General features: G+C 74.9%; 12 protein-coding genes. 2 read left to right on the top strand and 10 right to left on the bottom strand.

Annotation, left to right across the window (positions count from 1 at the left end; translation table 11 throughout):
* Positions 1–46: 46 nt before the first annotated feature.
* The 6 genes from JD77_RS16750 to eno form a co-directional block, all read right to left on the bottom strand.
* The gene (locus JD77_RS16750; protein WP_145775234.1) at positions 47–724 is read right to left on the bottom strand and encodes a hypothetical protein; all 678 of its coding nucleotides are present in this window, start codon (positions 722–724) and stop codon (positions 47–49) included.
* Positions 725–871: 147 nt separating this feature from the next.
* Positions 872–1,807 (bottom strand): Ppx/GppA phosphatase family protein, encoded by a 936-nt coding sequence (locus JD77_RS16745; protein WP_145777622.1) that lies wholly within the window; start codon positions 1,805–1,807, stop codon positions 872–874.
* A 159-nt stretch (positions 1,808–1,966) separates the two neighbouring features.
* Positions 1,967–2,476 (bottom strand): amino-acid N-acetyltransferase, encoded by a 510-nt coding sequence (locus JD77_RS16740; RefSeq protein ID WP_145775233.1) that lies wholly within the window; start codon positions 2,474–2,476, stop codon positions 1,967–1,969.
* The gene (locus tag JD77_RS16735; RefSeq protein WP_145775232.1) at positions 2,473–3,030 is read right to left on the bottom strand and encodes a DUF501 domain-containing protein; all 558 of its coding nucleotides are present in this window, start codon (positions 3,028–3,030) and stop codon (positions 2,473–2,475) included. Before JD77_RS16735 ends, JD77_RS16740 begins: the two co-directional genes overlap by 4 nt.
* Positions 3,031–3,064: 34 nt before the next feature.
* Complete coding sequence (locus JD77_RS16730) at positions 3,065–3,697, bottom strand: FtsB family cell division protein (RefSeq protein WP_145775231.1); 633 nt, start codon at positions 3,695–3,697, stop codon at positions 3,065–3,067.
* A gap of 29 nt (positions 3,698–3,726) precedes the next feature.
* Positions 3,727–5,010 carry a phosphopyruvate hydratase gene (eno, locus tag JD77_RS16725; RefSeq protein ID WP_145775230.1) on the bottom strand — a complete coding sequence of 428 codons (1,284 nt, stop codon included), beginning with the start codon at positions 5,008–5,010 and terminating at the stop codon, positions 3,727–3,729.
* 209 nt (positions 5,011–5,219) lie between these two features.
* Between eno and JD77_RS16720 the strand changes: the two genes are divergently transcribed.
* A complete protein-coding gene (locus tag JD77_RS16720; RefSeq protein ID WP_145775229.1) occupies positions 5,220–5,912 on the top strand; it encodes a hypothetical protein in 693 nt (230 codons plus the stop codon).
* Positions 5,913–6,009: 97 nt separating this feature from the next.
* Entirely contained in the window at positions 6,010–6,795 is a 786-nt protein-coding gene (locus tag JD77_RS16715) for an NAD(+) diphosphatase (protein ID WP_246140711.1), read from the top strand.
* Between the two features lie 7 nt (positions 6,796–6,802).
* Here the strand turns inward: JD77_RS16715 and JD77_RS16710 are convergent, their stop codons facing one another.
* The 4 genes from JD77_RS16710 to mfd all read right to left on the bottom strand — a co-directional run bounded on the left by JD77_RS16710 (position 6,803) and on the right by mfd (position 14,130).
* Positions 6,803–8,422, bottom strand: a complete 1,620-nt coding sequence (locus tag JD77_RS16710; protein ID WP_246140710.1) for a DUF885 domain-containing protein — start codon at positions 8,420–8,422, stop codon at positions 6,803–6,805.
* An 87-nt stretch (positions 8,423–8,509) separates the two neighbouring features.
* Entirely contained in the window at positions 8,510–9,505 is a 996-nt protein-coding gene (locus tag JD77_RS16705; RefSeq protein WP_145775227.1) for a nucleoside triphosphate pyrophosphohydrolase, read from the bottom strand.
* Positions 9,502–10,272 carry a SurA N-terminal domain-containing protein gene (locus tag JD77_RS16700; protein WP_145775226.1) on the bottom strand — a complete coding sequence of 257 codons (771 nt, stop codon included), beginning with the start codon at positions 10,270–10,272 and terminating at the stop codon, positions 9,502–9,504. Before JD77_RS16700 ends, JD77_RS16705 begins: the two co-directional genes overlap by 4 nt.
* A 144-nt stretch (positions 10,273–10,416) precedes the next feature.
* A complete protein-coding gene (gene mfd / locus JD77_RS16695) occupies positions 10,417–14,130 on the bottom strand; it encodes a transcription-repair coupling factor (protein WP_145775225.1) in 3,714 nt (1,237 codons plus the stop codon).
* Between the last annotated feature and the right edge of the window lies 1 nt (position 14,131).

Below are 14,131 nucleotides of genomic sequence, written 5' to 3'. Positions count from 1 at the left end.
CGATGTCCCGTCCGGCTCGTCCGTTCAGCCAATTTCCACCCGAGGTTCACCCGGCCGGGCAGCACGGCACGTCAGGACGCCCAGAGGACCGGGCGCCCCCGACGTGTGACGTACCACATAGGTCAGGAGGTGGGCTCCGGCGCCGCGGTCGAGGCGGACGCGCCCGGCGTCGGAGCGGGGCCGGCGGTGGCCGCCCCGGACGGTGTGGCCGCGCCCGAGGGAGCGGCCGTCGCCGACGCCGCGGGTAGTGGGCCGACGGTGGGTGCGCCGGACGGCGTCGGCACGGGGCCGCTCCCGGACCGGCCCGGTACGGCGCCTGCTCCGGGCAGTACGGGTAGGTCGGGGCGCCCGGCTGCGGCACGACGAACCCGTCGGCGCAGTCCGGGTAACCGATCCGGATCGGGTTGCCGTCCTGGTCGAACAGCCGGGCGTTCTCCACGAGCCGCCCCTCGCTGTCGTACACGAAGATGTCCCGGACGTACGGCGCGTCCACCGAGGCCGGCCGGTACCCGGAGTCGTTCCGGCCCAGCTGGCCGTCCGCGTCGGCGAACCCGGCGATCGCGAAGACGGCGAGCACCGCAGTGCCGGCGTTGACGGCGAGCCGGGGCCAGCGCCGCAGCGCCGGGCCGCGCCGGCCGAGCCACACCGAGGCGACCACGCAGGCGCCGAGGAGCAGCAGCGCGGCGAGGGTGCTGCCGCCCAGCCTCGGCAGCAGCCCGAACACCGCGCCCGTGGTGACCGTGGTGAGTCCAGGTTGCGGGCGGCACTCACGTCCCCGCGATCTTGCACTTTGTGCCCCGACAAAGGGGGCATAACGTCCACATCGAGGGCCCAAAGTGCAAGATCGGCGAGCCGCTGGCCTCGGCGTGGGCTACCGCTGCGCGAGGCTCCAGGCGATGCCGTCGAGGATGTCGTGCTCGGAGGCGACCACGGACGGCATCCCGGCGCGCTCCATGATCACGCGGAGCACCAGGGCGCCCGCCCCGATCACGTCGGCCCGCCCCGGGTGCATCACCGGGATGGCCAGCCGCTGCTCACGGGTCTTCCCCAGCAGGTCGGCGGTCACCCGGGCCACCTCGTCGTACGACACGCGGGCGTGGTGGATGCGCTCGGGCTCGTACCCGGTGAGCCCCTGCGCGACGGCGACCACGGTGGTGACCGAGCCGGCGAGCCCGACCAGCGTGGCGGCCTCCCGCCCGGGGACGGCCGCCAGCGCGCGGTCCACCGCGGCCGCGATGTCGGCCTGCGCCGCGGCGATCTGGTCCGGGCCCGGCGGGTCGCCGTGCAGGTGCCGCTCGGTCATCCGGACGCAGCCGATGTCCACCGAGATCGCGGCCCGCACGCCGCCCTCGCGGGTGCCGACCACGAACTCGGTCGACCCGCCGCCGATGTCGACGACCAGGTACGGCGGCTGCGCGTCGGCGGGCAGGCCGCGGACCGCGCCGGTGAACGAGAGCCGGGCCTCCTCGTCGCCGGTGACCACTTCGGGCGCGACGCCGAGCGTCTGCTCGACCATCGCCCGGAAGTCCCCGGCGTTGGAGGCGTCCCGGGACGCCGAGGTCGCGCACATCCGCACCCGCTCCGCGCCCAGCTTCTCGATGTCGGCCGCGTACGACGCCAACGCGACCCGGGTCCGCTCGATCGCCTCCGGCGCGAGCCGGCCCGTCCGGTCGACGCCCTGCCCGAGCCGGACGATCTCCAGCCGCCGGACCAGGTCGACCAGCGGGGCGTCCGGCCCGGCGTCAGGGTCGGGCAGGTCGGCGACCAGCAGTCGGATCGAGTTGGTCCCGCAGTCGATGGCGGCCACGCGCGTCGTCACGGCAGCAACCCTACGGCAGCGGGCCGGGCGCGGCCGGCCGAGCCGGCGCTTCCCCGGCGAGAGCCCAGCGGGCCTCCCGCAGCGCCGTCCCCCGCGGCCCGGCCGGACACCCGTCGCATCAGGATGCCGGACGCGATCAAGGGCGGCTTACAGGCGCAGCAGCATCCGGACGTTGCCCAGGGTGTTCGGCTTGACCCGCTCCAGGTCGAGGAACTCCGCGACGCCCTCGTCGTACGAGCGCAGCAACTGCTCGTACACCGGCTGCGGCACGGGCGCGCCGTCGATCTCCTCGAACCCGAACGCGCCGAAGAACCGGGTCTCGAAGGTGAGCACGAAGATCCGGCCCACCCCGATCTCCCGGGCCGCGTCGATCAGCTCGGCGACGATCCGGTGCCCGATCCGCCGCCCCCGGTACGCCGGGTCCACGGCGACCGTGCGGATCTCGGCCAGGTCCTCCCACATGACGTGCAGCGCCCCGCAGCCGACGACCGTCCCGTCGGGCGCGGCCGCGACGCGGAACTCCTGCACGTCCTCGTACAGCGTGACGGTTGCCTTGCTGAGCAGCCGCCGGTCGTCGGTGTAGGTGTCCACCAGCCGCCGGATGCCGCGCACGTCGGAGGTGCGGGCCCGCCGCACCACGACGTCGTCGTCGCTCACCGCTGTTCCGGTACGTCCACGCAGGGGCCGGCGGCCCACCACTTCTCCACCAGCGCCAGCGTCTCGTCGCCGAACGGGTTGACCCCCGGCCCGGCGCCGAGCGCGTGGCCGAGGTGCACGTGCAGGCACTTGACCCGGCCGGGCATGCCGCCGGCCGAGATGCCGGCGATCTCCGGCACCTCGCCGATCGCCTCCCGGCGGGCCAGGTAGTCCTCGTGCGCCGCCCGGTATTGGGCGGCCAGTTCCGGGTCCGCCGCCAGCCGCTCGGCCATCTCCCGCATCAGCCCCGCGGACTCGAGGCGGCTGCAGGCGGCGGTCGCCCGGGGGCAGGTCAGGTAGAACAGCGTCGGGAACGGCGTCCCGTCGGTCAGCCGGGGGGTCGTCTCGACCACGTCGGGCAGGCCGCAGGGGCAGCGGTGGGCCACCGCCCGGGTGCCGCGCGGGGGGCGTCCGAGCTGCGCGGCCACCGCGGCCAGGTCGGCCTCGGTGGCCGGTTCCCGCCGTGGCGGGGGTACGGAGTCCGCCGCCGGCTCCTGCGGTGGTACGACAGTCACGGTGCCCATCTCTCGTCGGTGCTGGGTCGGGTGGTCAGCCGGCGGGACGCTCGGCGTTCGCGGCCCGGACGCTGGACCACAGGGTGTCGTACCAGGGTTCCGGGGCCTTCGGCGGCGCGGGCGGGCCGCCGGCGGCGGCGTCCCGGGCCGCGCCCGCCGGGTCGTTCAGCACGATCACCGGCACCTCGCCGGGGTAGACCATGCTGAACCGCTCCCGCGCCTGGATGCGGATGTACTCGCGGTCACGCCACTTGGCCGCCCGGTCCGAGAGCTCGGCGATGTGCGCGCGCTGGGCCGCCTGGGACGCCTTCATCCGCTCGATGTCGGCCTGCTGGTCGAGGTAGACGCGCACCGGGTACGTGTACGCGAGGGCGAGCGCGATCAGCACCGCGAACAGCACGGTGGCCCGCCCGGTGAACCGTCGGGGGTGGGGTGCGGAGAGCCGCTTGACGGTGCCGGCGGCCGCCGTACGACGGGCCGCGGCGGGACGGTTCGCGGAGCGTACCCCGTCGGCGGCCCGCGCCGCGCCGGGCGACCGACCGCCGGCGCGCGGCTCGGCGCGGACGCCGTCGCGGGCCGCCGCCCGCGCGCGGGCGGCGCCCGGCCGGCCGGCGTGACCCGGCCGGCGGACGGGACGCTGACCACCCGGTGTGCGCCGCTGCTGCATCGACACCCCTCCCCCGAAGGCTGCCCGTCTCAGGCCGAACGGTAGCGCGGGAAGGCGCCAGCCCCGGCGTACCGCGCCGCGTCGGCCAGTTCCTCCTCGATTCGCAGGAGCTGGTTGTACTTCGCCACCCGGTCCGAACGCGCGGGGGCGCCGGTCTTGATCTGGCCGCAGCCGGTGGCGACCGCCAGGTCGGCGATGGTGGTGTCCTCGGTCTCACCGGAGCGGTGGCTCATCATGCACTTGAAGCCGGCCCGGTGGGCCAGGTCCACCGCGTCCAGGGTCTCGGTGAGGGAGCCGATCTGGTTCACCTTGACCAGGACGGCGTTCGCCGCCTGCTCCGCGATGCCGCGGGCGATGCGCTGCGGGTTGGTGACGAACAGGTCGTCGCCGACGATCTGGATCCGGTCGCCGACGGCGGCGGTCAGCGTCGCCCAACCGCTCCAGTCGTCCTCGGACAGCGGGTCCTCGATGGAGACGATGGGGTAGTCGCCGACGAGCTTGGTGTAGTAGTTGCTCATCTCCTCGGCGGACTTGGCGCTGCCCTCGAAGGTGTACGTGCCGTTGTCGAAGAACTCGGTGGCGGCGACGTCGAGCGCGAACACGATGTCGGTGCCGAGTCGGTAGCCGGCCTTCTCGACGGCCTCGGCGATCAGGTCCAGCGCGGCGGCGTTGGTGGGCAGGTTCGGGGCGAAGCCGCCCTCGTCGCCGAGCCCGGTGGAGAGGTCCTTCTTCTTCAGCACGGACTTCAGCGCGTGGTACACCTCGGCGCCGGAGCGCAGCGCCTCGCGGAAGCTGGGCGCGCCGATCGGCGCGATCATGAACTCCTGGACGTCGACGTTCGAGTCGGCGTGCGCCCCGCCGTTGAGGATGTTCATCATCGGCACCGGGAGCAGGTGCGCGTTCGGGCCGCCCAGGTAGCGGAAGAGGCTCAGCTCGGCGCTGCCCGCCGCGGCCTTGGCCACCGCCAGCGACACGCCGAGGATGGCGTTGGCGCCCAGCTCGGCCTTGTTGTCGGTGCCGTCGATGTCGATCATCTTCTGGTCGATCAGCCGCTGCTCGCTGGCCTCGTAGCCGATCAGCTCGTCGACGACCCTGTCCTCGATGTTGGCGACCGCCTTCTCGACACCCTTGCCCTGGTAGCGGTCGGCGTCACCGTCGCGCAGCTCGATCGCCTCGAAGGCGCCGGTGGAGGCGCCGGACGGCACCGCGGCGCGGGCGATCGTGCCGTCGTCGAGCCCGACCTCGACCTCGACCGTCGGGTTGCCCCGCGAGTCGAGAATCTCCCGGGCGACGATTCCCTCGATGGTTGCCACTGAGTCGCTCCTCGTTTGTGTGTTCCGGTCCGGTATGGGCCGCGACGGTGCGGCTGAGGCAGGTGTTGAACCAGCGTATCGGGCGACGGTCGGGCGCACCGCCTCGGTCGGTGGACCGCGAGGGCCGCAGGTCGGACATTCCCGTATTATCGTGCCTAAACCGGCAACGGGTTTGCGCGACGTGGACCCGATCGACAAGGCTGGTCGTCATGCCCGCCGCCTCGACCACGTTCCGCGCGCTCGCACTGTCGGTCATCGCGTCGCTCACCGTCACCGGCTGTCAGGCCGTCCACGACGCCGGACAGGCGATCGGGCGGGCGGACCTGGTCAACGACCTCGCGGCCCGGCTGGACCGGGCGCTGGAGCTGACCTACTCGGCCGACTACCAGCTCCCCGCCGGGCGGGCCGCCTCGATCGTCCAGGCCCAGGGCCCGGCCCGCTCGGCGTACACCTGGCCGGGTGGGAAGCTCACGGTCACCGCCGAGGCGACCGCCCAGTGCGAGACCGACCGGGCGAAGGCGGTCTGCACGCTGCTCGCCCCGCCCGCCCCGAACGCGAAGCCCTCGGTGGCGCTGTTCACCGAGGCGAAGCGGCGCGGCCTGGTCACCCCGCCGGTGGTCGTCGGGCTGCTCACCGAGGCCGCGCTCGACGCGGAGGCGGTGATCACCCAGAGCGACACGACCCTCGCCGGGCACCACGCCACGTGCGTCGGCGTACGCCGCTCGGCCGGCGACTTCTCCGCCTGCGTGACGAACGAGGGCGCGCTCGGCAGCTTCGCGGGCGAGCTGGACGGCACGTCGGTGGAGCTGGCGCTGACCCGCTGGTCCGACGAGGTCGACGGGGCCAGCTTCGAGCTGCCGCCCGGCGCCGGCGTGGTCGACCACCGCGCCACCAGCTCCTGACCGCCGTGGCGGCGGGATTCGTGCCGGGGGCGTCCGGCGGCGGGTTCGTGCCGGGGCCGAGCCGGCCGCGCCGCCCGCCCCGGAGGACCTCGCCCTGGTGGTGGCCGGCCGGAAGCTGCTGGCCGGCCCGGACGGCCGCTTCCCCCGGGTGGCCGAGCTGCCCGCCGACACCGCCTGGGTGCCGCTGGGCACGCTGGACGGGAGGCCGGCCTGGGGCGCGGAGCTGCCCGACGGCTGGCAGGGGCCGGTCGATGCCGGCGACGAGCCGCCGGGCCGCTGGCGGGGGTGGCGGGAGCTGGCCGCCGGGCTGCCCGCGCCGCTCGCCGACCTGGCCGGGCGGGCGCTGGCCGTGCTCACCTTCCGGCGTACGCACCGGTGGTGCGGGGCGTGCCGGGCGGAACTGGCCGACGTGCCGGGCGAGTCCTCCCGGCGCTGCCCCGACTGCGGGCTGTACGTGCCGATCCGGCTCTCCGCCGCCGTCCTGGTGGCGGTCACCCGTCCGGGGCCGCCCGGCGGCACCGACGAGCTGCTGCTGGTCCGCCACGCGCAGGGGCCGACGGACCTGTGGGCGCTGGTGGCCGGGTTCGTCGAGGCGGGCGAGTCGCTGGAGGCGGCCGCCCGCCGGGAGGTCGGCGAGGAGGTGGGGCTGGCCCTCGGCCGGCTCGCCTACTTCGGCAGCCAGCCCTGGGCGATCTCCGGGCCGGGCACGCTGCTGGCCGGCTTCACCGCCACCGCCGCCGACCCGGCCGCCGAGCCGGTCGTGGACGGCCGGGAGCTGGTGCGGGCCCGCTGGTTCCCGCTCGACGCGCTGCCGCCGGAGCTGCCCCCGGCGTACTCGATCTCGCGGTGGCTGATCGACCACCTGGCGTCGGCGGCCGCCTGACCTCGCCTCACACGCCCAGCAGGGCGCGCAGGTGGCGCGGCGGTGGGCAGTCGTGGGCGAGCATCGCGTCGTGCCACTCGCGGACCGACACCCCGGCGGGACGGAGCGCGGCGATCTCGGCCACCTCGCTGTAGCCGACGAAGTAGGTGGAGAGCTGGGTCGAGGTGAGCAGCGCCCGCCGCCACTTGCCGGCGGCCTCGCCCTCCTCCTGGAAGCCCCGCTCGGTCATCAGCGCCATCGCCTCGGGCTCGGGCAGGCCCTCGCAGTGCACGAGCTGGTCGAGCAGCGCGTTGATGGTCATCCGCAGCTGCATCTTGAGCTGCTGCAACCGCACGGGCAGCCCGCCGAATCCCAGCCGGGCCATCAGCTCCTCGGTGTAGACCGCCCAGCCCTCGATGAACGGCCCGGACTCGGCCAGCGCCCGCACGCGGGTGCGACCCGCGTACCGGCGGGCGTGGGCGAGCTGGAGGAAGTGTCCCGGCATCGCCTCGTGCACCGTCAGGTTACGGATCATGTGGTCGTTGTACTCGCGGTAGAACGACTCGACCCGGGCCGCCGGCCAGTCCGCGGGGGTGGGCGCGATGCAGTAGAACGTCGGCAGCGGCGCGGTCTCCAGCGGGCCGGGCGCGTCGCAGTACGCCACCGCCACCCCGCGCGCGAACTCCGGCATCTCCTGGATCACGCACGGGTCGTCGACCAGGGTGACCAGGTCGTGCGCGCGGACGAAGTCGGTCGCCTCGTCGAGCGTGACCGAGGCGAGGTCCACGATGGTGGCGTCGTCCGGGTGCTCGGCGGCGAGCAGATCCAGCGCGCGGCGTACCGCCTCGTCGTCGGCCGGGCCGCCGACCAGCTCGACGGCCGCCTCGCGGATCTCGGCGGTGGCCCGGTCCAGGTTGGCCCAGGCCCGGCGTTGCACCTCGGCGGCGCCCAGCTCGGTGTCGAGGGTGTGCCAGAGCCGGGCCTCCCAGAGCCGCCGGCCCAACCGGGGGTCGCGCCCCGGCCCCACGTCGGCGGCCAGGCCGGCACGCAGCCAGGCGACGAACTCCTCCAGCGCGGCGATCGCCGTGGTGGCCGCCGGCTCGACCCGGTCGTACAGCGCGGGCGCCTCGGTCAGCAGCCCCGGCACCTCGTCGCGGATCAGCGCCGCCGTGCCGGTGAACTGCCCGACCGCCGTCTCGGCGTGGACCCGCGGCATGTCGCGCAGCGTCGCGCGGGCCGTGGCCAGGGCGTCCGGTACGGCCGCGAGCCGGGCCGCGAGGTGGGCCAGCCGCACCTCGGCCGGGGCGTACGGGCGGGCGAGCAGGGCGTGCAGCAGCGGGCCCGGGTTGTGCTTCAGCGGGTCCCACTCGTGCGCCCGGATCTCGGTCGACTCGAACAGCTCCCGGTCGACCAGGGCGCTGAGCACGGCGTGGTCGACCCGATCCGCGACGTCGAGGGAGTCCGGGTCGAGCTCGGAGAGCGCGTTCGCGGCGTCGGTCAGCATCGCCCGGTCGGCGGCCACCGCGTCGGGCGACAGGTCGGGCAGTCGGTCGTCGGCCCGATGGTCCCCGGCCCACGACGCCATGGCAGGCCGACTGTCCAGCAACGCATCGACGACGCTCTCGGCAAGCGCAGGAAAGGGACGCACGTACCCGACCCTACCGACCGCCGACGCTTTGCGGTGATCAAGAGGTTTGTGTCACGTTCGATCTCCAGCCCGACGCAAACCTCTTGGTCAACTCGACTCTGGCGGGGGGACGGCGCCGCGCTCCGCCGTGCGGATCGCCTCCGCGTACGACAGGGCCGCGCGGCGGAGGGCGGCCTCCGGGTCCAGGTCCGCCTCGCGCGCCGCCGCCACCGCGGCCAGCAGACCTGCGCCGAGGCGGGCCTCCGGGTCCACCTGGGACTCGGCGAGCGGGGGCGGGACGGCCAACCCGGCCCGGCCGGCGCGCTCCAGGATCTTGGCGGCCAGGGCGAGCGCGGGCAGACTCGGGGCGATGCCGTCCAGCACGGACTCCCGGGCCTTCTCCGCCCGCTTGATCCGCTCCCAGGCGGCCGTGATGTCGTCCAGCGTGCCCGCCTCCGCGCCGGCGAAGACGTGCGGGTTGCGCCGCACCATCTTGTCGACCAGCGTGCCGGCCACGTCGTCGACATTCCACCGCTCGCCCTCGGGCAACTCCTCGGCCAGCCGGGCGTGCAGCAGCACCTGGAGCAGCACGTCGCCCAACTCCTCGCGGAGCGCGTCGGTGTCGTCGGCGCCGATCGCGTCGTACGCCTCGTAGCACTCCTCGATCAGGAACGGGGCCAGGCTGCGGTGGGTCTGCGCCCGCTTCCACGGGTCGCCGCCCGGCGAGGCCAGCCGGTCCATCACCTCGACCGCGTCGAGCAGCCGGGCGCCCGGCGGGTCCCACGAGCCGTACATCAGCTCCAGCTCGGCCAGGCCGGGCTCGCGGGCCAGCCGCAGACCCAGCTCCCGGGCCAGCGCCTCGTCGCCGGCCGGGCCGGCCAGCCAGACCGCGACGCCGTGCGCCGCCGCGGCGTCCAGCAGGGCCTGCGTCGCCGGGCCGTCCACCACGGTCACCTCGGCGCCCGCCGACCGCACCGCCGCGGTCAGCGGGCTCTCCGCCCCGGCCAGCACCGGATTGCCGCGCACGGCGTCCCAGGCGGCGGCGGTCAGCAGCCCCGCCGGCAGCCGGGGCGAGGTCACCAGGAGGACGATCCGGGCGGTCATGCCCCGGCTGCCGCCGAGGCCGCCGGCGCCTGCGGGGTGGAGATGTCCGTTACCGGGCCGTCCTGGTCGATGTACGGCAGGTGGTAGAAGACCAGCGCCTGGCCGGTGCTGACCACCGACGGCACGCCGATCGGCCGGTACCTCGGGTTGATCGACGCGCCGGCCTGCCGCGCCTCCTCGCGCAGGGCCGAGCTGAGCGCGGTCGCGGCGCGCACGAAGCCGCCCTCGCCGAACATCTGCCGGACCTTGACCACAGGCAGGCCAGCCTGGATCTGCCCGGTCTTCTCGATGGCGTGGTAGACGGCCATGACCGCGTCGTCGCTCAGCTCGGCCGGGGGCAGCGTGGCGCCCAGGGCCTGGGAGATGTCGATCCACTCCGCCCAGAGCTTGGCGTACTCGGCATCGGCCGGCACCCGCAGCTCCGGCGCCAGCTGCTCCGGGGTGACCTGGTCGGGCACACTGACGCCCCGCGCGGCGACCGCCCGCCGGCCCAGCTCGAGGCTGACCAGCAGGTTCACCACATCCTGCCGGGTCACCGCGGAGCGCTGCTGCTCCGGCGGCGGGGTGGCGCCGGTCTGCGCGGCCTGCGCGCGCACGGCGGCGCCGAACTTCGCCTGGACGTCGTCGTAGATGTCGTCCACCCGGGCGACCGAGTACGTCGTGTCGCCGACGTACGCGGCGACGCTCGGCGCGGACTTCCCGCACGCACCGAGGGAGAGGACACCGAAGGCCGCGACGGTGGCGGCGAGAAGACGGCGAGCACGCATGACGGTCACTCTCTCATGCGTGCCCGCCGGCTGTGACGCCGCCCACCAGGAACGTACCGGTCACCGGGGGCGCGCCGGGGCCGTCGGCGCCGCCTCACCGGGCGCCCGCCCCGACCGGCTGCGCCGCGACCGGCTCCCCCGGTGTCACCTTCCGCTCGCCACCGCGGGCCGGGCAGAACCGGCCCGCTCCCCGGGCTCGCCGAGGACATCGGTGAGCAGTTGCGCGCACCACTCCAGCAGGGCCTGGTCGCGCAGCGGCTCGCCCCCCACCCGGCGGGTGCTCGGCCGGGGCACGCTGACCTGGTCGGTCGCCTGCTTGTAGACCGCGTCCGGGTGGTAGCGCTTGAGCCGCAGCTGCTTCGAGTCGGGCAGCGGCAGCGGGCCGAACCGGATGTGCTTGCCCTGCATCGAGACGTCGGCGAGGCCGTACCGGCGGGCCAGCAGCCGGAACCGCGCCACCGCGACCAGGTTCTGCACCGGGGCGGGCGGCTCGCCGTACCGGTCGGTCATCTCCGCCACCACCTCGCGCAGCCGCTCCTCGTCGCGCGCCTCGGCGAGCTTGCGGTACATCTCCAGCCGCAGCCGCTCCACCCCGACGTAGTCGTGCGGCAGGTGCGCGTCGACCGGGAGATCGATTCGGACGTCTTCCACCGTGCCGTCGGACTCGGGGCGCTCGCCCTTGAAGGCCTGCACCGCCTCGCCGACCATCCGCACGTACAGGTCGAAGCCGACGCCCTCGATGTGGCCGGACTGCTCGCCGCCGAGCAGGTTGCCCGCGCCGCGGATCTCCAGGTCCTTCATCGCCACGTACATGCCGGCGCCCAGCTCGGTGTGCTGGGCGATGGTCGCCAGCCGCTCGTGGGCGTGCTCGGTGAGCGGCTTCTCCGGCGGGTAGAGGAAGTACGCGTACGCCCGCTCCCGGCCCCGGCCGACCCGGCCGCGGATCTGGTGGAGCTGGGCCAGGCCGAGCAGGTCCGCGCGCTCCACGATCAGGGTGTTGGCGTTCGGGATGTCGATGCCCGACTCCACGATCGTGGTGCAGACCAGGACGTCGAACTCCTTCTCCCAGAAGCCGACCATGACCTTCTCGAGCGCGTCCTCGCCCATCTGGCCGTGCGCCACGGCGACCCGCGCCTCGGGCACCAGCTCGCGGATGCGCCGCGCCGCCCGGTCGATCGACTCGACCCGGTTGTGCAGGTAGAACACCTGCCCGTCGCGCAGCAGCTCGCGGTGGATGGACGCCGCCACCTGCCGGTCGTCGTACGCCCCGACGAAGGTGAGCACCGGGTGCCGCTCCTCCGGCGGGGTGGCGATGGTCGACATCTCCCGGATGCCGGTGATCGCCATCTCCAGCGTCCGCGGGATCGGGGTGGCCGACATGCTCAGCACGTCGACCGAGGCGCGCAGCGTCTTCAGGTGCTCCTTGTGCTCGACGCCGAAGCGCTGCTCCTCGTCGACGATGACCAGCCCCAGCGACTTGAACCGGGTGGCGGTCTGCAGCAGCCGGTGCGTGCCGATGACGATGTCGGCGGTGCCGTCGCCCACCATCGCCAGCGTCTGCTCGGACTCCTTCGGCGTCTGGAACCGGGACAGCTGCCGGATGGTGACCGGGAACTGGCTCATCCGCTCGAAGAACGTGTTGTAGTGCTGCTGCACGAGCAGGGTGGTGGGCACCAGCACCGCCACCTGCTTGCCGTCCTGCACCGCCTTGAACGCCGCCCGCACCGCGATCTCGGTCTTGCCGTACCCGACGTCGCCGCAGATCAGGCGGTCCATCGGGACGGTCTGCTCCATGTCCCGCTTGACCTCCTCGATGGCGGCGAGCTGGTCCGGCGTCTCCTGCCAGGGGAAGGCGTCCTCCAGCTCCCGCTGCCACGGGGTGTCCGACCCGAAGGCGTGTCCCTTGGACGCCTTGCGGGCGGCGTAGAGCTGGATGAGCTGCGCGGCGATCTCGCGCACCGCCTTGCGGGCGCGGGCCTTGGACTTCTGCCAGTCCGCGCCGCCCATCTTGTGCAGGGCCGGCTGCTCCCCGCCGACGTACCGGGAGAGCTGGTCGAGCTGGTCGGTGGGGACGAAGAGCCGGTCGCCGGGCTGGCCGCGCTTGCTCGGGGCGTACTCGATGACCAGGTACTCCCGGGACGCGCCGTTGACGGTGCGCTGCACCAACTCGACGTACCGGCCGATGCCGTGCTGCTCGTGCACGACGTGGTCGCCGGCCCGCAGCTCCAGCGGGTCGATGGTGTTGCGCCGCCGGCTCGGCAGCTTGCGCATGTCCCGCGTCGAGGTGCCCCGGCCGCCGGTGACGTCGTCGCCGGTGAGCAGCACGAACCGGGACGCCTCGGCGACGAACCCGGCGATCAGCCGGCCGCAGGTCACGACCAGCTCGCCGGGGCCGGGCGGGGCGGTCACCTCCTCGGTGAACCGGGCGCCGAGGCCGGCGTCGCGCAGCACCTCGACGGCCCGCTGGGCGGGACCGTGCCCCTCGAACACCAGCGCGGTCGACCAGCCGTCGCCGGCCCAGCGCTTGAGGTCCTCGACCACCCGGCCGGTCTCGCCGTGGTACAGCGGGGCGGGCTGGGCGGCCAGGGTCACCGCGATCGCGTCGTCGGGGGTCACGTCGACCTCGCCCGGCGCGTCCTCCCACGGCTGCGGGGCGGCGGCCCCGGCCGTGGTTCGGCCGCCGCGCCGATGGTCGCCGCCCTGGTCCGCAGCAAGGCCGTCGACCAGGCCGAACGGCGCCAGGGTCCACCAGGGCTGGCCGAGGGCGCGGGCCGCGGCGCGCACGTCGGCCAGCGTGCGGAAGGCCGCGGCGCCCAGGTCCACCGGGGCCTGGCCGCCGACGGCCGCGGCGGCCCAGCTCGCCTGGAGGAACTCCTCCGAGGTACGGACCAGGTCGTGCGCCCGGGTGCGGATCCGCTCCGGGTCGGAGAGCAGCACGTGCGTGCCGGCCGGCATGCAGTCGAGCAGCAGCTCCAGCGAGTCCGGGCCGACCAGCGCCGGGGCCAGGGACTCCATGCCCTCGACCGGTACGCCCCCGGCCAGCTTGTCGAGGATCTCGGCCAGCTCGGGATGCTCCACCGCGAGGGCCGCGGCCCGCTCCCGCACGTCCGGCGTGAGCAGCAGCTCCCGGCACGGCGGCGCCCAGAGCAGCGGTACGGCCTCGATGGTCCGCTGGTCGGCGACGGCGAAGGTGCGGATCTCCTCGACCTCGTCGCCCCAGAACTCCACCCGGGACGGGTGCTCGTCCGTGGGCGGGAAGACGTCGAGGATGCCGCCGCGCACGGCGAACTCGCCGCGCTTGGTGACCAGGTCGACCCGGGCGTACGCCATGTCGGCGAGCCGGCGGGCGACGGCCTCCAGGTCGGCCTCGTCCCCGGCGGCGAGCCGCACCGGCTCCAGGTCGCCCAGGCCCTTGAGCTGCGGCTGGAGCAGCGAGCGGACCGGCGCGACGACCACCCGCAGCGGCCCGGTGCGGCCGTGCGCGTCGGCGGCGTCCGGGTGGGCGAGCCGGCGCAGCACCGCCAGCCGCCGGCCGACGGTGTCGGAGCGGGGCGAGAGCCGCTCGTGCGGCAGCGTCTCCCAGGACGGGTACACCGCCACCTGCTCGGGCGGCAGCAGGCTGCCCAGCGCGGAGGCCAGGTCGTCGGCCTCCCGGCTGGTCGCGGTCACGGCCAGCACGGGCCGGCCGGCCCCGCCCGCCGGCTCGTCGGCGGCGACGGCGGCCACCGCGAACGGGCGCAGCGCCGCCGGGGCGGTGATGTCGAGGCCGTCGACCTGGGCGGCACCGGAGCGCGCCAGGTCACGCGCCCGGGCCAGCCCGGGGTCGGCCAGGGCGGCGGCGAAGAGTCCGGTGAGCATC

The organism is Micromonospora olivasterospora (assembly GCF_007830265.1).
In the GTDB taxonomy this organism is placed as follows: Bacteria; Actinomycetota; Actinomycetes; order Mycobacteriales; family Micromonosporaceae; genus Micromonospora; species Micromonospora olivasterospora.
This window is presented reverse-complemented; position numbering and strand designations above follow the sequence as displayed.

Excerpts from the sequence above, each read along its gene's own strand:
- mfd (WP_145775225.1), bottom strand. The coding sequence starts at position 14,130 with ATGCTCACCGGACTCTTCGCCGCCGCCCTGGCCGACCCCGGGCTGGCC.
- JD77_RS16705 (WP_145775227.1), bottom strand. The coding sequence starts at position 9,505 with ATGACCGCCCGGATCGTCCTCCTGGTGACCTCGCCCCGGCTGCCGGCG.
- JD77_RS16700 (WP_145775226.1), bottom strand. The coding sequence starts at position 10,272 with ATGCGTGCTCGCCGTCTTCTCGCCGCCACCGTCGCGGCCTTCGGTGTC.
- JD77_RS16730 (WP_145775231.1), bottom strand. The coding sequence starts at position 3,697 with ATGCAGCAGCGGCGCACACCGGGTGGTCAGCGTCCCGTCCGCCGGCCG.
- JD77_RS16720 (WP_145775229.1), top strand. The coding sequence starts at position 5,220 with ATGCCCGCCGCCTCGACCACGTTCCGCGCGCTCGCACTGTCGGTCATC.